The following is a 21,866-nucleotide window of genomic DNA, read 5'->3' as shown; positions in this document are numbered from 1 at the left end:
TCATTCTGGCTCTACTTAATTGGGAGCCAATTGATGCAAGTTCATACCTGTTTTTTCGAGCAACGAGACCTATGGCTAGAAGAGCAGGCGCAAAATGGAGCGGTGCGCCTTTTTGATTTTTGTTTGGAGTTTGGATTGAAATACTCCAGTCTTATCAACGCAGGAGTCATGTACCACACTGATCGTTGCGAACAGAAGCCATTTTTGGAGTTCGAACTAACGGAAGTCGGCCATCAATTTATAGATGGTAAATACGATACCTTCGTGGTGAGGAAAGATAAAATCGACGAGCTTGCTGCTTTTATCGAAGACCATGTCTTAAGTCAGTTTTTTAAAAAAGCGGTCTAGATAGACCGCTTTTTTGTTGGTTAAAACTGGTAATTCAAAGTCGCCATCGGCCCGTAGAACTGGAAATTTACATCCAAATCGCCTGATGCGCCGCCATAATCGATACCAATTTCATAATAACTGTACGCTGCAGATGCGCTTAAATTGTCGGTAAATTGGTAACTTACCCCGATACTTGCATCGATCAATAGGCCGCTTATGTCTTGGTATTCTAAGTAGAAAAACTGGGAATGAGCATCAATGTCCCAATCTTCATTGATAGAGTAACTACCAAGCAAGCCAAAGTTTGGCAGAGGTGCGGTAACGTCTTGGAACACTGGATTACCAATGTCTTGGATAGTGGTACTGCCGTCAACTCTAGCCCCAACAGCTCCTTCAAATCCCACTTCAATTTGCATTAAGTGGATACCACCAACAATCTCGATATCCCAAGTTTCATCATTAAAAAACTTATAACCATATCCTAGTCGGGCAAGATCAATGTTGAGTGTAGAAGTGATCCTACCACCCACTTGGGCTTCGTAGGTTTGCCCTTCCCATTCAAAACTAAATCCTTCGCTTAGTGCACTGATGGTTGAGCGGCGATGTAAGCGACGCCAGTCAGCATAGATGGCGTGTTTGTCATTGAACCGGTAAGCAAGTTGCAAGTAGGGCAATAACTCAGACTCTTCTAATTCCAGATCGGATTCAAAGTCGAGCTTGATATCTTGTATTGGTGCAATTGAGCTCACGCCCAGTTCTGTATTCGCTTTAGAAAGAAAGCCTCCGACAGATAGCTCAAAGTCACCTGCGTTTGAACTGGTACTGAATAAAGCGGCAATAATTCCAACTGCTGATAGTGTTTTGGTCATAGAATCATCCGTCCGTGGTTGATGGCTATTATTTTAATAAATAATCATACAGTTAATTGATATTCATCGCTATGTTGTGAAGGGCAGTTTATGTGCGACGCACTGAAGAAAAAAGAAATAACAGACGTTCTATAGTATCCTGCTGTCATAGGAGTATCAGATTGAAACAGAAACTAATATTGATCCGTGGTTTACCGGGTTCGGGAAAATCTACTCTTGCACAAACCATGGATGCACAGCACCTAGAAGCGGATATGTTTTTTATTGATAGAGAGGGAAACTATCGATTTGAACCCAGTTTATTGAGTGAAGCCCATCAGTGGTGCCAAAACCAAACACGACAGCTGCTAAAAGCGGGGGAGAGTGTTGTTGTCTCTAACACCTTTGTCCAACAGTGGGAAATGAAGCCTTATCTTAAAATGGCCAAAACATTTAATGTCGAGCTTGAAATTCATATATGCCGAGGCAAGTACCAAAACATACATGGGGTGAGCCAAGAGGTTATTGCATCGATGAAGCGTAAGTGGCAAGAGTAATGCCTATTTTGCGTATCAGGCAAAAGAAAAGCAGGCTGGTAGCCTGCTTTGTCGTTTACTTGCGATTACTTGGTAAAGTGCGCAGTTAGGAAGCGAGTGATATTAACCATATCTTCGATGGCAATGAACTCTTCAGTGGTGTGAACTTTAGACATACCTGTTGAAAGGTTAACCGTCTTAAGACCTTTGCTGTTGAAGATGTTCGCATCAGAACCACCACCAGTCGGCATGGTTGCTGGTGTTAGGCCAATTTTTTCAAATGTCTCTTTCACGTCAACAACTAGAGCATCGTCGTCAGTCAGTTTGTATGCGTCATATGCAGTTTCACACTTGATCTCGATGCCAGCACCGTGCTTCTCAGCCGCAGCTTCAAACGTGTCTACCATGTGCTTAACTTGCGCTGCTAGTTTGTCGTCACATAAAGAGCGAGCTTCTGCAGCAATAGTCATTTCTGGCATTACGATGTTTGTCGCTTTACCGCCGTTAACGATACCGATATTAGCAGTAGTTTCTTCATCAATGCGTGACAGGTTCATTTTTGATACGGCGTCAGAAGCTACAACCATAGCGTTGATGCCTTCTTCAGGCGCTAGACCTGCGTGTGCAGGGCGGCCTTGGATGGTAACATTGATGCTAGTTTGGCCAGGAGCAGAAGTAATGATAGTGCCGATTGGGCCGCCTGAATCAAGAACGATAGCGTGGTTAGACTCGATAACAGACATATCGAAGTTCTTAGAACCGTGCATGCCGCCTTCTTCATAAACAGTGAAAGCAACTTCAATAGACTTGTGCTCAGCACCACTCTCTTTAATCGTTTTCACCGCTTCGATAAGCGCAGAGATACCTGATTTGTCATCACCACCAAGAACAGTGTCGCCTTTAGAGCGGATGATGCCGTCTTCGATGATTGGTTCAATGCCATTGCCCGGAGTTACAGTATCAAGGTGAGCACTGATAACGACAGAGCCTTCTTTATTACCCTGAAGCTTACCGTACACGTTAAAACCGTTAGATACTTCAGCAGGTACCGCAAGTTCTTTTACTTCGAAACCAAGCTCAACAAGTTGCTTTGCAACTTCCTTGCTCATTTCTAGTTCGTTACCTGATTCACTGTCGATGCGTACTAGGTTGCAAAAATGCTCTACTAGGCGCTCTTGATTAATCTGTGTCATTATTCATTTCGCTATAGGGTGAATTTGGCATCAATATACGCATTTTGAACTTATAAAATGGGTGTCTAGATCAAGTTAAAGTGTGATATCGGACACTCAACTGATAAAAGTTCGCATTTAATTTTTGGCGCAAATTGTCGATATAAAGTTATCAGTTCAGTGAATGTAAAATTGTTCTATAAATAAACAAGATAGCTCGTTGTTAACCGAGTACTTTACATGTCCGAAAGGGGCTTAAATGAAGATTGTTGTAATTCTATTAGTAGTGTTACTGCTTGCCGGTGGCGGCGGAGGCGCTTACTACTATTTCGTTATAATGAAAGCGGAACAAGAAGCCGCCGAACTCGCCGCAGCGATGGAAAAAGAGGATGTGATCGAGCCGTCCCCTGAGCCAATCATGCCCGAGTTGGTATTAGACCCAGGTCTAGAGCCTGGTCAGTATTTTGTGCAGATGCCTGGGCAAGAGCTGCGTTATAGTCCAGATGACGATGGGGCTATCGCAAAAACCTTAGATATTGGCGCACAAGTTGAGGTGTTTGAATCCAAGGATGGATGGTCAAGAGTCAGCGAATATTACGAGTACGTCGATGGAAAAATGGCCCATTGGATCCCCAATGAAAAACTAGAAGCCACGCTGCCTGAAGATTATGACCAGGTAAGGGCAATGCGCCTTGAAGGGCAGATCGATGAGTCAGAAGACTTTATGGAGCTTAGAGACATCTTCATGGTCGAGACTCAAAAGCTAATTGATTCCGGTCGCTGCGACTATGATGACTTTGAGGTCACCAAAGGGTGGTGGAAGTCGACAGATTATGCGCAACAACCTGTCTATTTTACATACTGCGGTGGATTGGAACGCAGCGACAAAATCTACCTCAATGTTGATAGTCGCGAAGTGTTTGTGCCTTAGTATTGATAAGAAATCATGGTCTTATCAAAAGACAGGTTCGTTTACATACCAAAGTGACTGTAATCCCAGATAAGTTAGTAACTAATTGTTTTTGTGCCATATATTTTCGATGTAACATTTATTTTACATTTGGGTGTGACAGTTTAGCGCTAACGTATTCACCACCATAATTTGCGTGCTTCTAAATTGTTGGCTTAGTTCAAGTATGAGATAAGCCAACGCAAGGAAGCATAATGCAACTTCAAGATAGTCTTACCCCCGACTCTAATAAGCAACGTACGATTAACCCGTTAGGAACCGATGGGTTTGAGTTCGTCGAATATACTGCCGCCGACAGTTCAGGCATTGCAGCACTCAAAGCACTTTTCTATCAATTGGGATTTGCAGAAATCGCCTCTCACCGTTCAAAGCAAGCGTGGCTTTACAGGCAAGGTGATATCAACTTTATCGTTAATGCAGAACCTAACAGTCAAGCGCATGCTTTTGCTAAGCTGCATGGGCCTTCTGTTTGCGGAATGGCGTTTCGAGTATTTGATGCAGCTAAGGCGATGAAGCATGCGTTAGGGAATGGTGGGGAGCAATACGTTTCTGAAATTGGTCCGATGGAACTCAGTATTCCGGCAATTTACGGCATTGGTGAAAGTCTGATCTACTTCGTAGACCGATATGGAGATAAGGAGATCTATGACGTTGATTTTGTGTTCTACCCGGATTTCCAGCAGCGCCTTAAAGACAAGGATGTAGGATTAGGCGTTATAGATCACCTAACGCATAACGTGAGGCAAGGCCAGATGGATACTTGGTCTGGATTTTACGAGCGGATCGGTAACTTTAAAGAGATCCGCTATTTTGATATTGAAGGCAAGCTTACTGGCTTGGTGAGTCGAGCGATGACTGCGCCTTGCGGAAAAATACGAATTCCTATCAATGAGTCTTCAGACGACAAATCCCAGATAGAAGAATTTATAAGAGAATACAAAGGCGAGGGCATTCAACATATCGCCATGACAACAGAGGACATTTACCAAACGGTAGAGACGCTACGAGGTTTGGGGATGGACTTTATGCCTACGCCAGACACTTATTATGAAAAAGTCGATCAGCGTGTAGAGGGGCATGGCGAGGATGTGGCTCGGTTGCAACAACTTCGCATACTCATCGATGGCGCACCGATGAAAGACGGCATATTGCTTCAAATATTCACCCAAACCGTGATTGGGCCCGTGTTTTTTGAAATCATCCAGCGCAAAGGCAATGAGGGGTTTGGCGAAGGCAACTTTAAAGCGCTGTTTGAGTCCATTGAGGAAGACCAAATCCGTCGCGGAGTGCTCAAAGATGCGTAAACCATTTTCTTTCCCTATTAGACAAGGCGTGCACTCTAGACAGGCCCATGCCGACTTACCTGACGAGGCTATCTACGAGCGAGAGGCAGGTAGAGCGGGTTTCTTTGGCCCTGCGTCTCACTTTCACCATCAACATGCCCTGACAGGTTGGAGTGATTGGCGCGGGAGTCTGCGGCCACATGCTTTCGATTGCGCAAAACTGGACAACACCCACGTATCTTCTCCTTGGCAAACACCAGTGCTACTTAGCAATCAAGACTGCAAAATTCGAGTTTGGCAGGTGAGTGAAAACATGACCAATTTGGTACGTAATGCCGATGGTGACGAGCTGCTTTTTATTCATCAAGGTCGTGCCCAGCTCTACTGCGATTACGGACACCTCGAAGTTAATGTTGGGGATTACATCGTTATCCCTCGTAGCACTAGTTGGCGACTAGAAGTTAATGAGCCTTTGTTTGTATTGATGATAGAAAACAGTGAGGGGATGTATCAACTCCCTGAGCGAGGCAGCGTGGGGCGACATGCCGTGTTTGACGAAACAGTGCTCGACGTGCCTGAAATCAATGACGCTTTTCGAGCGCAGTATTCTGAGCAGAGAACAACGGTAGCCATTAAGCGCTTCAATGAAGTGACGGAACTGGAGTACCCATTCAACCCCCTGGATGCATTGGGCTGGCACGGTGATCTCAGCGTCGTGAGGCTAAATTGGCGAGATATTCGACCGTTAATGTCACACCGTTATCATTTGCCACCATCAGCACATACTACTTTTGTGGCTGAAAATTTTGTGATTTGCACTTTTGTCCCTCGCCCGATTGAAAGTGATCCTGGCGCATTGAAAGTACCGTTTTATCACAGCAATGATGACTATGATGAGGTTCTGTTTTATCACCAAGGCGACTTCTTTAGTCGTGATGGGATAGAAGCGGGCAGTATTACTTTGCATCCGTTAGGTTTTCCACATGGCCCGCATCCTAAAGCTTTTCAAGCAGGGCTTGAGCATCGCAAAACCTTTGCTGATGAAGTCGCTGTGATGATTGATACAAGGCGCTCTCTAGAAATAAGCGAGGCATTTAAGCAGGTCGAGAACTCTGACTACGTCAACAGTTGGAAAACCAAGGAGCAGCAATGAAGTTAGCGACGCATTTTAACGGTAAACGAGATGGTGAACTGGTCGTGGTTTCAAGAGATCTTACGAGATGTGTCTCCGCTGCGACGCTAGTTCCAACAATGCAAGCCTTGCTTGATGACTGGGAAAGTCATGCCTATAAGCTTGAAGCGATTTACGCCCAACTCAATCAAGGTGAGGTGGCAGGTGAGCTCCCGTTTGTGGCCAAAAACTGTTTATCGCCACTACCAAGATGTTTTCAGTGGGCAGATGGTTCAGCCTATGTCAATCATGTAGAGCTGGTGCGAAAAGCTCGCGGTGCAACAATCCCGGACTCATTTTGGACTGACCCGCTGATGTATCAAGGAGGCTCTGACTGCTTCTTATCACCGTGCGAGCCCATCCCACTGCAAGATCCTGCATGGGGCCTAGACTTTGAAGCGGAGGTTGCAGTTGTGACAACAGACGTTCCCCAAGGCGTTAGCGTAACGGATGCAGATAAGGCGATTCGATTGGTAATGCTGGTTAATGATGTCTCTTTACGAGGTCTGATCCCAAATGAGCTTGCCAAAGGGTTTGGCTTTTACCAGTCCAAACCGTCGAGTGCATTTTCTCCTGTTGCTGTCACCTTGGACGAACTAGGGCATGTTTGGCAAGAGAGCAAAGTGCACCTACCGCTACGTAGCCACTACAATGGCGCTCAGTTTGGTTTCCCAAATGCAGGGGTCGATATGACCTTCAATTTTGCACAACTGGTAGCCCATGCAGCCAAAACGCGTGCTTTGGGTGCTGGTACTATCATTGGTTCGGGTACCGTTTCGAACAAGCAGGATACTGAATTTGGCTCTTCTATTGAGGAAGGAGGTGTTGGATATTCATGCATCGCAGAGCGTCGAATGATCGAAACGATTAACACGGGCTCACCGACCACTTCTTTTATGCAGGTAGGTGACACGATAGTGATTGAAATGCTCTCAGAAAGCGGCGACTCCATTTTTGGTCGCATTGAACAAACGGTCGTTGCGTATGATCCTGTATGACTATTGGCGTTCTACAGCATGTTATCGAGTGCGAATAGCATTAGCGATTAAGGGAGTTTCTTACTCTAAAGTTGCCGTTAATATCGCACCGGGGCAAGACGAGCAATTTGAAACGGGTTACCAAGACAAGAACCCAGTGGGCTTGGTGCCCTTATTGGAAGACCAAGACTTTGAATTGCATCAGTCACTGGCGATTATCGACTACCTTGAGGAGAGTTACCCAACACCTTCGTTACTACCAAGTGACGTTAAGACAAAGCATCTAGCCAAAGCTTTGGCCTTAGACATTTGCGCTGATGTTCACCCAATCAATAACTTACGGGTTCTCAAATACTTGGCTAGTGAGATGGAGATTGACGAGCGCAATAAAATGAAGTGGTATCACCATTGGTTAGAAGTGGGCTTTGAAGCACTTGAGAAGCGCCTCCGCACTTATTCAGGAAAGTACAGCTTGGGTGACAATGTCACTATTGTTGATGTTTGCTTGATCCCTCAGCTCTATAACGCCCGTCGTTTTCAGTTTAACTTAGACGCTTTCCCTAGATTGGTGCAGATAGAGCAAGAGTGTTTGAAACTTGATGCCTTTAAACAAGCAATGCCGAAGGAATGATGGGGCATTTAACCCCCATCAAGCACTAGAGGTATTTACTAATATCGACGTCGTCGATTTGCCATTCTGGTAAATGTTGTTTGGCGTAGTCTAAGTAAACTCCACTGGTTAAAAACAGCTGGAACAACTCCAAATCAAAATGCTCATCACTGGCCATTTTGTACATGATATCGATGGCCACGCTGAGCGGTTTTGCTTTTTTGTAGGGTCTATCGGATGCTGTCAGAGCTTCAAATATATCGGCAATGACCAAGATACGCTCTGGAATAGAGAGGTCCTTACCTGTTAACTGACGCGGGTAACCACTGCCTTTTAGCGTTTCATGGTGGGTCGACGCATATCGAGGGACACGGCTAAGCTCAGGAGGGAAAGGAAGTCGTTCCAGCATTTTTATTCCGCTTATCATGTGCTCATTGACTTTGAAGCGGTCTTCTTGAGTTAGCGTGCCACGGCGTATGCATAGATTGTAGATTTCCCCTAAGTTGTACAGATGCTCTGGTGCTTGGATTTTGATCCCTAGTGACGGGTCATATTCTGTACTTTGTAGATGAGGCACAATATGTTCCGGTTTGTCGCCTAACAGCGTTTCTTTTGCTGGAATAGGGACCGCAGGTGATGTGATGTGCAGCTCTTCAGCGGGGGAAAGCCCTACACGGTCGTCAAAGTATCGAGTCCACTCTGTCTTAGCTATCGCTTTAATCCGAGCGATGCTTTCATCATCCATAAATTCACCCCCAACGTTAGCGTTGGCAATAAACTCAAAATCTTGTTTAAGTTGGGCTCGTTGCTGTTCTAGCTCCTGTTGTACTTCGGGTGGTAATTCACCATTTTTAGCCTGTTTAAGGGCGGATATTTCCGCATCGCGCCACAAGACCTCAAAACGCATACGTATCTCATGGATACGGTTGTAGATGGCTTCTAACTTGGTGCCTTTATCGATAACGTGCTCAGGCGAGGTTATCTTCCCACAGTCATGCAACCAAGCCGCAATTCTAAACTCACGTCTTTCATCGTCATTAGCAAACTTAAATTGGGCAAGCGTGCCACTATTGGATTTCTCAGCGGCACTAGCTAACATCAAGCCTATTTCTGGAACACGGTTACAGTGCCCAGCGGTGTATGGAGATTTGTCATCGATTGCTTGAGCGATCAGTTTGATGATCGCCTCAAATAACTCTTCATGAGCTTTTTCATGGCGTTGTAACTCGCTAGCCATATTGACGACCGAGGTTGATAAGTCATAGATTTCTTTAATCGGGGTGTCGACTAAGTCAACTTCGTCGTAGCGCCTTTGCTTTATCTTGCGAGTCTGGGCTCTCAACTGAGTGATTGGGCTTACTATTGGTGAGCCAAAGAACCAGGCAATCGGCAGCAATCCCGCCATTAAAATGGTGGTGACAGCAATAGAGGTGATGAGGCGTTCAGTCACGGATTTCATAATCGACTTTTTGGGAACGACCACGGCAAAATACTCATTGAGCCCAGCTTTATTTCCCACCGAAGTGACGTAAAAATATTTTTCTATGCCCCCAACTTGAATACTGTGCAGCATGTTATGGCTATCTGCATCTTGCGCAAATTGCATCAACTCCCGATAAGGCACAGTGGCTGCAAATGCTGCGCTAGGCTTACCAAACTCTGCTTCTAACCATTTTTGCTTCAATAAGTTGCGCTGCTCTGGTGTTATTGCTGCAAGCGCTCGGTTAATAAGGGATACCAGCGCTTTATTATCTGGGTGCATGACAAGATGGTAGTCGGCAGCGAGGTTAGTGTTGATATCGACCAGTTGGGTATGCAGCTTGAAATGATCGTTAAATGATTGAGCTAGCTTGTGGCGAGTGATAACCGCAGTATCAAGAAATCCGTCTATATAGTTATTTCTCAGTGCTTCAAACACGTCGTTGACGTTATCGTACTCATACACAATGAACTGCGGATATTGCTCGCTTAATGGCCCACGGATCGCTGAGCCAGAAAGAATCCCTAACCGTGTTTTGTCCCATTGCGACAGCCGGGTGATTTCTGGACTATCTTTTGACGTCACCAAGCCAAAGGGAAGTGAATACATAGGTAAAGAAAAAACGCCTTCATTTTGGGTGTTCAAATACTGAAGTCGTGAGTGCAATATGTCTAAATTGCCTTGCTTAAAATCACGCACTAACTCGGACCAATTCCGACCATTTATGTACTCGAAGGACAAACCTGTTGATTGTGCGACCATATTTAGTAGGTCGATGGCGTATCCTTTGGGTTCACCGGCTTGGGTAAAGTCGATAGGAGCCCAGCCATTTTGGTTACTCACTTTGAGAGTTGGAGTAGCGTCGACGAGAGATTGCTCTGCTTGATTTAATTCGAGTTTGTTAGCAAGAGGGATGTTGAACTGGACATCCAATGATTTGTTTGAGGCGATGACTTGTCCATTGTCAGAAAACAAGTAGCCTTCAGCTAGACTCTGGTCTTCATTAATTCGATTATTATCCCTAAGTTTTTCCGTGATAGATGAGAGAACAATATCGATACCTAAGACTGCATTTGACCCACTAATCGGCGTAGAGTATGTCTGCCCTGTCACTTTCATAAGATGGAATAGATAAGGCTCTGTACGCTTTATATTTCCTTGAATGTGGTTGTTGAACCAAGGTCGTTGTGTCGGGAAAAAGTTACTCTCTGTGCGCTCTGATTTGGTTGCGACAAAATCTTCATTGTAAGCGGTAAGAGATTTGTAACGTTTGCCGCCCATTTCGAAGTGTTCAACTAAAACCCAACAATCGTCTGGACCGTAATTCAACTTATCACGCAGAAGAGCGGATGCATCAAGATTGATCAATTGCACGAAGTGCTCGTCGCTATCGCCTATGTAGATGCTGTAAAAACTGCTATTCGCTTTGAGCGCCTCCACGAAGATCGGGATCAGCTCCTTTTTGGTTTTCGCATCGTTAAAGTTCTTTTCACTGACCTTTGCTAGAAGTTGAGTCGAGTAGCGTGCATCAGAGTCTAACTGGTTGATATGCTCGCTAACCGAAGTCGCAGCGACCGTATATCGTGACAAGATGTGCTCTTTTGCAATCTCTTTGGAGAAGTAGTACTGAAGGAAGATCGCAATACAAGCAGTAAGAATAGTAGCGATAACAAACATACCGCCAACCGTGAGGCGGATAGAAAACTTGGTTTTGCGATTGAGTATACCCACGTTAGGACTCCTTCCCTTATAACGTTATGGCAATAGATGAGTATGAAACATACTTTATAGGGTAGGTAAGTGCTTGTTTTGAAAAACTCGATATAGACGACAGTTTTTATAAAGATTAGCACCTGGACTTAAGTGAGGCAGTGTATCAGTAGAGAGAAATGGGAATAGTTTTATGCCTTGTTAGTGTTCCTCTAAGAACTACAAAAGAGATAAATAGGGTATAAGTCTATGAATCTTTTATGTCTATTTGTCACATGGTCTAACTATTGCATATGTTTCAGTGACGGTTGCGAACTTTGCCACTTGGGTAAGTGATATTGGTTTGTGACTCCATTTTTGTGTGAGGGCTAAGATATGATCAGAATTATAGAGCCATACAAAATAGAAACAGCATCCGAGCATGATGCGATTGTTGTGAGTAACCAAGTGAAACTACTGGGTGGGAGAGCTGTACGCTTAGGTTCGGCTGTATTGACAGACTACCATTTTGATGAAGACTCTTCGGGTTACATCGCTCCATTGGTGACTCATACCACGGGTTGGTTAAGTCCTACGGACCAATCTTGCTGGGTCGAACAAGCGACTAAAACGCCGATACCATTTGCATGTTGATACGCAAAATGCAAATACCGTTTTCTACTCATGGCTTTAAAGTAAAGAGGCGCTGGTAAGCGCCTCATAGGGTTTATTCTTCTACTTCTAGTAAATCAGACAGTTCATCCAAACTTTCCTGAACGATCAAGTATTGAGATTCGTTAAAAAAGATCACCGAAAAATCTGAGTGATCTTTAGTCGGTGCAATATAGAGAATATTGTCGATGTTCACTACGGTCTTAAGCCCGTCTTTTTTAGTCAGTTTTACAAAATACGACACGTCAATTCCTAAACATTTTTCATTCTAATAAGTGAGGCTAGGATCTAACAAGTTGATACAAATGTACATGGCTAATTACTTGTTGTGGCGGTTAGAGCCATGAGCAAATTTTTGATTTGATAGGGGTAACAAATTTCTAAAATTAATTATATATCCATATAACTTTTATGGGATTATTGTTATGCCACCTAGCACCTATAAGGAATATGCTATGAATCGAAATGACAGTGTTCCATTACCCTCAAATACCCGTGAGTGGTTTTTCAATCGCAACAGTCTGATCGTTATCGCCGACATTGCACTCTTTATTGCCCTCTACTTTACCCTGCCTTTTGAACAAGATGTTGTGTTAGGCATCAGCATGCTGATTTTTATCGCAATTTTATGGCTGACTGAGGCTTTGCATGTTACGGTCACGGCGATTTTAGTGCCTGTGATGGCCGTCGTGTTGGGGGTCTTTGACACACAGACCGCACTTAACAACTTTGCCAACTCGATAATATTTCTGTTCCTAGGTGGCTTTGCTCTAGCGGCTGCAATGCACAGGCAGGGGCTAGATAAGGTCATTGCAGATAAAGTGCTCATCTTAGCCAGAGGCAAGATGAGCACCGCAGTATTTATGTTATTTGGTGTGACCGCTGCACTTTCGATGTGGATCAGTAACACGGCGACAACAGCGATGATGTTGCCTTTGGTGTTAGGCGTACTCAGTAAAGTTAACGAGGAAAGCGGACATAAGACCTATGTGTTTGTCCTGTTAGGTATTGCGTATAGCGCAAGCATAGGCGGGATCGCTACCATCGTTGGCAGTCCACCAAATGCGATCGCTGCCGCAGAAGTTGGTCTTACCTTCACCGAATGGATGAGCTTTGGTGTACCAGCCACACTTATTTTATTGCCTGTCGCAATGGCGGTACTGTTTTTTATCCTCAAACCCGATTTAGAAGGGCATTTCGAGCTGAACTACGATCCAGTTAATTGGGATAAAGGGAAAGTGGTCACCTTGGCCATCTTTGGTGCAACAGTCTGTTTGTGGATCTTTAGCAAACCGATCAACGCCATGTTGGGCGGTTACGCTAAATTTGACACCTTGGTCGCTTTAGCAGCCATCGTAGCGGTTAACTTTGCGCGAGTTGTGCATTGGAAAGACATTGAAAAAACCGCAGACTGGGGTGTGTTGCTACTGTTCGGCGGTGGTATCTGTTTGAGTAACGTACTCAAAGCCACAGGAGCGAGTGTGTTCCTCGCCAATGGTCTATCCGAACTAATTGCTCATTTAGGACTGTTATTCATCGTGGCCGTTATCGCTGTGTTCGTGGTATTCCTTACTGAGTTCGCCAGCAACACCGCAAGCGCCGCATTACTGATCCCCGTGTTTGCGAGTGTTGCAGAGGCATTCGGGATCTCACCAGTCATCTTATCGGTATTGATTGCCGTATCCGCATCCTGCGCCTTCATGCTACCAGTCGCAACGCCACCTAACGCCATTGTGTTTGGTTCTGGGCATATTTCTCAAGGGGAAATGATGAAAGTAGGGGTGATATTGAATTTGGTTTGTATTGGTGTGTTGACGTTTATTGCGTTGGCTTTTTGGGCGTAAGCTAGGGAAGTACATAGTAGTTATGACGCACAAGTAGATTAGTGTGTAACTTGTGAACTGTAGCTCATGTTTCCAGTCAATTGTTTAAGGTGATAAGCAATTTAGATATGAGTATTGGTCACATTATTTGATATAATACCTATTCGTTGTCGAATGTGAAACCATAATCCTAACCGACAATCAATTACCTATTAAAAATATATGAGGGTAAGGCAATTAGGCTCACCCTCATTTTGTTTTGGATATTAGAAATGCAAGATACCTTGAACCTAAGTAGTCTTCTCCCAAGCTTAAGTGAGTTAACCATATCACCGCAAACACCAGAGCAATTAAGTGCATTGTTTGTTGTGATTTTATGGTTTGTTGCGTTGGTGTTTGCCAGCATATCTGCGTGGGCGTTTCACAAATCTCTTAGTCGAGTAAAGTGGGTCAATCAACTTCTAGAGTCTATCGACAACAACTCGCCAGTCAATGTACGTCAAGAGCTGATTCATACCGCTGAGAATCATAAAGAGTTGGAAGGCGATCTGTGGCTGGAGTTTGATGAAACTTTGATTGAAGTAAGGGGAGCTGATGATGTGATCCGTCTTCATAACACATTTGATGGTGACTACTTTTTCAACACCTCGACATTGGCCGGTGGAACTACTGAAAATAGGATGATTGCGGCTGTACCAGGCTTTCTTACAGCTCTCGGCGTAATAGGTACCTTTGTGGGTCTACAGCTAGGCCTCGCAGATCTCAATATCGGTGGGAATGTTGATGTTAATGAAATGAAAAATGGCGTTGCAGGTGTTATTAATGGAGCCAAAATTGCTTTTATGACATCTGTATGGGGTGTATTCCTTAGTGTTATTTTTAACTTTTATGAGAAAACCCTAGAGCAGGTTATTCGAGGTAAAATAAAGCGCCTTCAGAGTCGTATTGATAGACTATTTCCCCGTCTTAGTGCCGAAGACCAACTGCAAAATATCGCAAATAATACTCAACAATCGCGAGAGAGTCTTCAAGGCCTAGCTGAAAAAATAGGTGACAAGATGCAGGAATCATTGATGACTGCGACTCAAGGCATCCAACAAGGGCTTGAAGCTAGCCTTGAAAAAATAATGGCGCCAGCGATTAATAAACTAGTGGATGAAACTTCTGACGGGAATCAAAAGGCACTTGAAAGCGTGTTGCAGTCTTTTATGGATGGTTTCGGGCAGCAAGGTGAACAGCAGAGAGTAGCGATGGATTCTGCTTCCCAAAATGTTAACTCGACACTAGAAAAAATGAGCCTCTCGATGGAAGCGTTTGTAAATAAGTTAGAACTACAACAAACGGCATCTACAGAAAGAGAAAAAGAACTCATTTCCTCTATTTCAGCTCAGGTCTCTGAACTTGTTGATAGTAGCAATACGCAAAAGCGTATGCTAACTGAGTTTATGGAAACTCAAGTGTCTGAAATGGGCAAACAGCTAGAAATGCGTGAGACTGCAGCAGCTAAGCGTGAGCAAAACCTTGCAAGTGCAATGGGAGATACTATTGATGGCCTAGTCGATAACGTATCAGAGCAATCTAAAGTTCTTACTAATTTTGTAACTACTCAGGTTACAGAGTTGACAAACGTCCTCGCCGAGCGAGATGCGCAGTCTCTAGTGCTTGATCAAAAACGCAATGAGTCTATCGCAGAACAATCCAAGGTATTTACTGATTTTGTTAATGGTCAGATGGCAGAGCTAACAGGTGCGTTTACGAAGAGAGATGAACTGTCGCTAGAGATAGATCGTAAGCGCAATGAGTCATTCACCAAGCATACTGAAGCAATGACACAGGGTACGGAAGCGTTGTTAGCAGAAGTTAATGCAACTTCTGACGCTCAAATGGCTGCGGCAAAAGCGATCATTGAACAAGGCAAACAGCTTCAAGATGGGTTGAAGTCATCGGTCACCGCTACAGCAGAAGCCACTGCTAGCATGAATAGCTCAGCAAAAGAGCTCCGTAGTGCGGCAGATAGTATGAATGTGTTTGGTACCAATATTAAAGAAGCTGGAAATAAGCTATCTGGAGCAGTAGCAGAAGCTGTACACAGTACTAAAGATCTAGCAGAACAAAATCAGCTTAGCAGTGTGAAAATTGAGTCGCTTCGAGAGCAACTACTAGAAGATACTGCCAAGTTTAGTGAAATTGGTGATAACATAAAAATGATGTTGGATACTGCTGATACTTCATTTACGTCGTTGAAATCCACTCAATCAGAATTTTTGAAAGAGCAACAAAGCGTTTTAGAAAGCCTCACCTCAGAAATGAAACGTAATGTAAGTGAACTAACCGACGAAATGGCTCAGCTATTACAAGATTATGCTGAACGAGCAAATGGCCAAACAGCTAATCACTTAAAAGTTTGGGCAACCAGTACGACCCAGTATGCTGAGCAGATGAATCTTGCTGTACAAGCGATCTCGAGTGTAGTGGATGAAATTCAAGGTAAGGTAGCTTAATAATGCGTCGAGGTTATAGAGCAAATCCATCTAGAACTGTTGATGAAGAAAACCCGTATTGGGTATCGTTTTCAGATCTGATGTCTGCATTGCTAGTTATTTTTATCTTGGCCGCAGTTGCCTTGATAATTGAGTTGACGCAAAAAACAGATGATGTTGAAGCAGGTATTGAAGAGTTAAAAATGGCAGAGCAGGCTCGAAAGGACATTATTTATGACGTTAGAGATGAACTAGCTAAGAAAAATGTTGTTGTTGAGATTGCTGATAATGACACAGTTATCCGTATTCCTGAACGTACCCTGACATTTGCTTCTGGTAGTGATTCGATCCCTAAAGACCCTGCTATTCAACAAGCAGTTAAAGATATTGGACAAGTTTTACAAGTCGCAATAAGAAAGAATGAGCGATTTAAATACCTTGATACGGTATTTGTTGAGGGACACACTGATAGTGATGGCATTCATTATCGCGGTAAAGGCAATTGGGGGTTATCTGTCGATCGAGCTATTTCAGTTTGGAATGTATGGCAAACAGAAAGTTCCATATCACCTAAACTAGGTGAATTAGAAAATGCGTTTGAGCAAAAACTGTTCTCTGTAAGTGGATATGCTGCTACGAGAAGGGCAAATGTGACAGAGTCAAACCAGAAAGAAAAAGGTGAAAATAGAAGGATTGACATTAGATTTACCGTTAAAAAGCCGTCTATTGCAGAACTAGAAAGGATTATTCAATAGTGAGCTTGAGAATCAAAAGCCTTAAGGTTTCACTTCCAGATGATCCTTTTGGTCAAACCGTAAAAAGGTTGTCCAGTTTGTCTAATCAACTGGAGAAATGGTCTCGTCTAAGTGGTACTGATAATCCTCGATTTACAAGAGCTTGTAACGAAATTAAGACGGAGTTGCGTTTTCACAGGCCAGTAGAAGATGTGTTACATTCGAGGACGCATGTTCGTGCTTTAGCCTTGTCATTAAATACTGAGCTTGGAAATAATGTGAGCTTTACCCGCCGCTTGTTGAATAAGATCACTGAAGTAGTTCAAAAACCTAGTTCGTTAGTAATTGAGTCGTTTTATCAGCATTTCCTAACAGAGTTTGATCGTTTAACTGATAGTGAGGCAACGGCTGAGTGGCTGCTAGAAGCTAAAATGAAAAGAGGGTGTACAACACTTAATGATGAAAAAATCCTATCCACTGGCGGCCCTCAGTGGATTGCGAAACAAGCGATAAAAAATGGTAAGGATTTTGACCACCTACTTAGTGAACTGGGGCTAGACCGTTACGCTAACGGACAATATATGATGACGGCAAAGGGGATCTATTACGTAGAGCAATTAGAGTCAGTTCCAGTAGGATCGGATCACCCGCTCTTACATGAAGTACAAAAACGAAACGTTTTTGAAGCTCAGTATGATTCGAATACTTTGCTAGGACACAAGATCCTTCAGATCTTAATTGGTCGTTCTGTCGGAACTCACATATCTGAGGCATGGATGAATGTGGTTCTTGCTATTGCTGGTGATCCTCGAGTTCCAAATTCCAGCCCAAAGTATATCAAATGGTGGAGTCAGCTTGATCAGAATATGATTGATACGGTGCGTGGCTGGCTTTCACGTTTAGATCTGAAACTCTTTCTAGAAGCACTAGAAGATTATTCCTACTCATCTGGTAACTACGAGCTGCAACGCATGTACCCAGCTCGAAAGCATTTTCTTGAAGGAATGTTTGACGCAGGTTTGATCGTTAATACCAGGCTTTACCTCAGTCAAAATGCAGCCCGGTATTTAAAAAGAAACTATGATGCGAAACACTTGCCAAGCTTTTCGACTGTGAGGGATGGAGATAAGTCAATCATATATGTCCAAATGGAAGGTGCCCATATGATAGAGGGCAGTCATAGTTGCTACTTGTGGTTATACCAGCACCTAGATCCATCAATTTGTGTATTCAACTACAACATCACTATGCCTTCATATAGTGCACTGACAAGTGGTATTAATCGAGAAATGACACTTAAAACGGGTTCAGGAGTTGAGGCACGGATAACACACAATCCATCTAACTATTCTTGGCAACGTAACGCACTAACAGAATTACGAAAGCTGGGAGTAAAGCTGACACCGAGAGATGTGCTTTCGCAAGAAGATTATATTGATTTTAAACAGCGCTTTGGAGTTCGAGAATGGGCTTAACTTCTTTGGTGACTAAGTTTTTTTCTGGCTTAAATAAAACCTCAGCATTCGATATTGTTTGTGATGGTACGTTAGACTTTTCGACCAGTAAGGATAACTTAGATAAAATTCGTGCGGGTAAAGCTGATGAGTGGCTTACGACTCAATATGTCACTTTGAGGATGCTAGAAGAGCAAGGCGAAGTTGAAGCTTTTCCAGATGGCTTTACTATGCCCGCATCTAATGCAGTACGACTTGATGCTGAACTGATAGAGTTATTCGGCCTTCCACGCATTTGGGAGGGGGTGATCGATGCCGATATTCAAGGCAAAGCAAGTACACCAACGTTTAAAGTAAATTTAGCTGTAACAACTCAGCACGGTCGTCTTACGCATAATTACGACGTTGATGGCCCATTTATTAAATTTAGCGAAAGTGAATATTACCTGCTCACCCCTGAGCAGCTATCTGTGTTTGATGCGAATAGAATACATCAAGCTTCCGTAAAGTCTGAGTATGATAATTTGTTGTTTTTGCATGCCTTACAGCAAGCACAAGCGCTCGGTTGTAAGTTGAAGCTAAAACACTTTGATAAACTGAAAATTCATACACCGGACAAGATATCTGTTGAAGTTGAAGTGACAAAACAGGGCGATTTAGTGCTAACCCCTAATATGGGACAGGATGCAAGTCATGAAGCTATTCAGCGAGTTTTAGGCCAACTACAAAGTGATAGCACTGTGTCACTAAAAGTAGGTGATGAAATAGTTCTGTTTTCCGAAGAAAAGCTGCAAGCAGTAAAAGAGATCCTCGTTAATAGAGTTGTGCCAAAAAAACAAGTCAAGCTGTTTATCGATAATCCTACAGCATTTTTAGATGCGAGCTTAGTCGATTTAGATCTTGGTTTTTCACTTAGAGTACATGGTGCAACAGAGTTTAAGCATGCCTATTTTGGAGAAACGGATGAGTCTGGAATTGACTGGTTTGGCAGTTCCACAAGCGGGGATGTGATTTATCCAATTTCAAAGATTATTGATGTTGCAAATGATAAAGAGGCTCTAAATGAAATATACAATAGCCTTTCAGATGCGGCTCAAACCGGAGCAACCATTTTCGATTTTGACGGAAAAAGTTACGACATCAGCAATCCTGAAGCGGTAAGCAATGCACTTAGTGAGCTCCAGACAAAGATTAATGGTGATGAATATAAGTCAGGTGAGGGGGAAGAAGAAGACCCTGAACCCGAAGAGCCGATAGAAAATGAAATTCATGTTGTAGATATAGACTTAAATGACGAAGAGTTATCATCGAATTCACCTCAAGTTGAGAGCTTGATATCAGAAATCTCTTATGAAGGAGATCTCAATTGGGATAACTATAAACGTCAGCCATTTCCTCACCAAGAAGCAGGGGTTCGTTGGATTCTGGGGGTTGAGAAAAAGTCGCATGTAGAACGAGCAGTAAGTGGAGCTTTACTTGCTGACGATATGGGGTTAGGCAAGACCTTTATGGCACTATCTGCAATCGAGCATATTTATCAACATCAAACAGAACGAGAGCAGACCAAAAAGCCGACATTAGTTGTTGCTCCTTTGAGTTTGCTTGAAAACTGGAAAGATGAAGTTGAAAAGACATTTGTTAATTCACCTTTTCGAGACATTGTTATTCTTCAGTCCGCTGCCGAACTCAATACTTATCGAGTTGGTGGTATTGAGATAAGAAATAAAAGTTCTGAGTCTGATGATTTTGAACCACGATACTCATTAAAAGTCGGTAACAACTTCGGGCCAGAGCGCCTTGATATGCCAGAGAGGTTAGTGATTACAACCTATCAAACTTTGAGGGATTATCAGTTCTCACTATGCCTCATTGATTGGGGTGTCGTTGTCTTTGACGAGGCTCAAAATACCAAAAACCCTAATGCACTTCAGACTCGTGCGGCTAAAGGCTTAAAAGCTGACTTTAAGTTGGTAGCTACGGGTACTCCCGTAGAAAATAGCCTAGCTGATTTTTGGTGCTTAATGGACACTGCTTGCCCTGGTTACTTAGGTAGTTATCAGGACTTTCGGTCTCAGTTCATTACCCCGATCATAAAAGCTGCCGGGGATGAGGTTGAGGAGGTTAGGGCTCGGCTTGGTCGAGAGCTTAGAATTGCTGTTGGAGCTTTGATGCTTCGACGCATCAAAGAAGATAATTTACAAGGCTTACCACTAAAGCATATGTATGCTGGCGGTAGCTTTGAAAACTGGAAATATCTCGAGAGCCTAGAGTCTTGTATGAGTGGTTATCAGCTTGATGTATATGAAGGAAGTATTAGTGCTCAACTTGAAAGTGAAGATAGCCATGCGCTCACTACACTAATGAGGTTAAGAGATAGCTCCCTTCATCCAAGGCTATGTGATAGTGGCCGGTTAGAAACACCTAAATCTTCAAAAGCAGCCCTTCAACTGTATGAAGAGTCAGGGAAACTCGGTTCCTTGCTTAAAACTTTGAATGCTATACGTGAGAAGCAAGAAAAGTGTATTGTTTTCGCAGTTAATAAGCGCCTACAAAGCTTCCTTAGTGTAACACTAGGTCAAATTTATGGATTAGGCCCATTATCAGTGATTAATGGTGACGCTAAAGCTGTTTCGAAGAGAGCTTCGGTGCCAACACGTAAATCAATGATTGAAGAGTTTGAGGCAAAAGATGGTTTTAATGTAATCATTATGTCTCCAGTTGCAGCCGGTGTTGGTCTCACCGTTGTAGGAGCAAACCATGTAGTTCATCTTGAACGCCATTGGAATCCGGCTAAAGAAGCTCAAGCTACGGATCGTGTTTATCGTATTGGTCAGAAGAAAGATGTTCACATTTACATACCTTTGCTACATCACCCAGAGCTAGAGTCTTTTGATGTCAACTTACATCGTTTGTTAACACAAAAAACACTACTAAAAGACGCAGTCATAACGCCTGAAGACATCATGCCTTCACCTGGAGGTTTTGGTACTGATGGTACTAGTGGTTCCGCAGATACAAGGATAACGGCAGATAATCTAGATAAACTTAGCTGGAAGCAGTTTGAAGCTCTATGCTTAGTTCTTTTATCAAAAGTAAATGATGCAGAAAGTACTTGGTTGACGAATGACGGGGCAGATCACGGAGCTGATGGAGTAATTTTGAGTCAACAGGGGAATATGTTGATTCAAGCTAAATTTACTCATTATCGTTACGATGGATACAAGGGAATTCAAGAGATTCACTCAGCCAAGCCTATCTACGAAAAATCAATGAGTACAAAATTTGATCGTTTGATATTTATTACTAATTCACCATCACTGGTTAAGCAAACACTTAAAATTGCTAGAACGTGTAATGTTGAAGTTATAGATAGGTCTTCACTGCTTGGATATCTTGAGCAATGGCATGTTAGTTACCGAGATATAGTGTCTAGGTTAGGGAAAACTCGAATTAGACTATAGAAGTGAATGAAGGGAAGTATGAGCTTAACGTGTTTAGCGTGGTCTAGCTAGTTATTAATCAAGAACATACCTGCTACATCTTCAATCCTACAATCATCTAGAACTTCGATTGTAGGATTTTAATTTTCTATCTTAGTCATTGCAGATCTTTGAACACCAGCATGTTCAGCTAAGTA

At 43.2% G+C, this 21,866-nt stretch carries 17 protein-coding genes; 13 read left to right on the top strand and 4 right to left on the bottom strand.

Annotated elements, in window-relative coordinates; translation table 11 throughout:
- Window positions 1-33 precede the first annotated feature (33 nt).
- The gene (locus J4N39_RS07345; RefSeq protein WP_252017584.1) at window positions 34-348 is read left to right on the top strand and encodes a hypothetical protein; all 315 of its coding nucleotides are present in this window, start codon (window positions 34-36) and stop codon (window positions 346-348) included.
- Window positions 349-368: 20 nt separating this feature from the next.
- On the opposite strand, the gene J4N39_RS07340 is transcribed toward J4N39_RS07345, so the two are convergent.
- Window positions 369-1,199, bottom strand: coding sequence for an outer membrane protein (locus J4N39_RS07340; protein ID WP_252017581.1), 831 nt, complete (start codon window positions 1,197-1,199; stop codon window positions 369-371).
- A 161-nt stretch (window positions 1,200-1,360) separates the two neighbouring features.
- Between J4N39_RS07340 and J4N39_RS07335 the strand changes: the two genes are divergently transcribed.
- Entirely contained in the window at window positions 1,361-1,735 is a 375-nt protein-coding gene (locus J4N39_RS07335; RefSeq protein ID WP_252017579.1) for an ATP-binding protein, read from the top strand.
- A 65-nt stretch (window positions 1,736-1,800) separates the two neighbouring features.
- Here the strand turns inward: J4N39_RS07335 and J4N39_RS07330 are convergent, their stop codons facing one another.
- Complete coding sequence (locus J4N39_RS07330) at window positions 1,801-2,907, bottom strand: M20/M25/M40 family metallo-hydrolase (RefSeq protein ID WP_252017577.1); 1,107 nt, start codon at window positions 2,905-2,907, stop codon at window positions 1,801-1,803.
- A 238-nt stretch (window positions 2,908-3,145) separates the two neighbouring features.
- Here J4N39_RS07330 and J4N39_RS07325 point away from each other — a divergent pair, with 238 nt between their 5' ends.
- The 5 genes from J4N39_RS07325 to maiA all read left to right on the top strand — a co-directional run bounded on the left by J4N39_RS07325 (window position 3,146) and on the right by maiA (window position 7,918).
- Window positions 3,146-3,817, top strand: a complete 672-nt coding sequence (locus tag J4N39_RS07325; RefSeq protein WP_252017575.1) for an SH3 domain-containing protein — start codon at window positions 3,146-3,148, stop codon at window positions 3,815-3,817.
- Between the two features lie 233 nt (window positions 3,818-4,050).
- Window positions 4,051-5,160 carry a 4-hydroxyphenylpyruvate dioxygenase gene (gene hppD, locus J4N39_RS07320; RefSeq protein WP_252017573.1) on the top strand — a complete coding sequence of 370 codons (1,110 nt, stop codon included), beginning with the start codon at window positions 4,051-4,053 and terminating at the stop codon, window positions 5,158-5,160.
- A complete protein-coding gene (locus J4N39_RS07315) occupies window positions 5,153-6,292 on the top strand; it encodes a homogentisate 1,2-dioxygenase (RefSeq protein WP_252017571.1) in 1,140 nt (379 codons plus the stop codon). Before hppD ends, J4N39_RS07315 begins: the two co-directional genes overlap by 8 nt.
- Window positions 6,289-7,308 carry a fumarylacetoacetate hydrolase family protein gene (locus J4N39_RS07310; protein ID WP_252017569.1) on the top strand — a complete coding sequence of 340 codons (1,020 nt, stop codon included), beginning with the start codon at window positions 6,289-6,291 and terminating at the stop codon, window positions 7,306-7,308. The genes J4N39_RS07315 and J4N39_RS07310 overlap by 4 nt, the downstream gene beginning before the upstream one ends.
- Complete coding sequence (gene maiA, locus J4N39_RS07305) at window positions 7,295-7,918, top strand: maleylacetoacetate isomerase (protein WP_252017567.1); 624 nt, start codon at window positions 7,295-7,297, stop codon at window positions 7,916-7,918. Before J4N39_RS07310 ends, maiA begins: the two co-directional genes overlap by 14 nt.
- Window positions 7,919-7,943: 25 nt before the next feature.
- Here the strand turns inward: maiA and J4N39_RS07300 are convergent, their stop codons facing one another.
- Window positions 7,944-11,108, bottom strand: a complete 3,165-nt coding sequence (locus J4N39_RS07300) for an HD domain-containing phosphohydrolase (protein WP_353505594.1) — start codon at window positions 11,106-11,108, stop codon at window positions 7,944-7,946.
- A 354-nt stretch (window positions 11,109-11,462) separates the two neighbouring features.
- On the opposite strand from J4N39_RS07300, the gene J4N39_RS07295 reads away from it, so the two are divergent.
- Complete coding sequence (locus tag J4N39_RS07295) at window positions 11,463-11,720, top strand: hypothetical protein (protein ID WP_252017564.1); 258 nt, start codon at window positions 11,463-11,465, stop codon at window positions 11,718-11,720.
- 73 nt (window positions 11,721-11,793) lie between these two features.
- On the opposite strand, the gene J4N39_RS07290 is transcribed toward J4N39_RS07295, so the two are convergent.
- Complete coding sequence (locus J4N39_RS07290; RefSeq protein WP_252017562.1) at window positions 11,794-11,982, bottom strand: hypothetical protein; 189 nt, start codon at window positions 11,980-11,982, stop codon at window positions 11,794-11,796.
- Window positions 11,983-12,193: 211 nt separating this feature from the next.
- Between J4N39_RS07290 and J4N39_RS07285 the strand changes: the two genes are divergently transcribed.
- The 5 genes from J4N39_RS07285 to J4N39_RS07265 all read left to right on the top strand — a co-directional run bounded on the left by J4N39_RS07285 (window position 12,194) and on the right by J4N39_RS07265 (window position 21,690).
- Entirely contained in the window at window positions 12,194-13,582 is a 1,389-nt protein-coding gene (locus tag J4N39_RS07285; protein ID WP_252017560.1) for an SLC13 family permease, read from the top strand.
- Window positions 13,583-13,833: 251 nt separating this feature from the next.
- Window positions 13,834-16,062 carry an anti-phage ZorAB system protein ZorA gene (gene zorA, locus J4N39_RS07280; protein WP_252017558.1) on the top strand — a complete coding sequence of 743 codons (2,229 nt, stop codon included), beginning with the start codon at window positions 13,834-13,836 and terminating at the stop codon, window positions 16,060-16,062.
- 2 nt (window positions 16,063-16,064) lie between these two features.
- Window positions 16,065-16,796: an OmpA/MotB family protein gene (locus J4N39_RS07275; protein WP_252017556.1), complete on the top strand. Its 732-nt coding sequence runs from the start codon at window positions 16,065-16,067 to the stop codon at window positions 16,794-16,796.
- Window positions 16,796-18,250 (top strand): EH signature domain-containing protein, encoded by a 1,455-nt coding sequence (locus tag J4N39_RS07270; protein WP_252023571.1) that lies wholly within the window; start codon window positions 16,796-16,798, stop codon window positions 18,248-18,250. The genes J4N39_RS07275 and J4N39_RS07270 overlap by 1 nt, the downstream gene beginning before the upstream one ends.
- A complete protein-coding gene (locus tag J4N39_RS07265) occupies window positions 18,241-21,690 on the top strand; it encodes an SNF2-related protein (RefSeq protein WP_252023569.1) in 3,450 nt (1,149 codons plus the stop codon). The genes J4N39_RS07270 and J4N39_RS07265 overlap by 10 nt, the downstream gene beginning before the upstream one ends.
- Window positions 21,691-21,866: the final 176 nt, after the last annotated feature.

It is taken from the genome of Vibrio sp. SCSIO 43136, from assembly GCF_023716565.1.
Lineage (GTDB): Bacteria > Pseudomonadota > Gammaproteobacteria > Enterobacterales > Vibrionaceae > Vibrio.
This window is presented reverse-complemented; position numbering and strand designations above follow the sequence as displayed.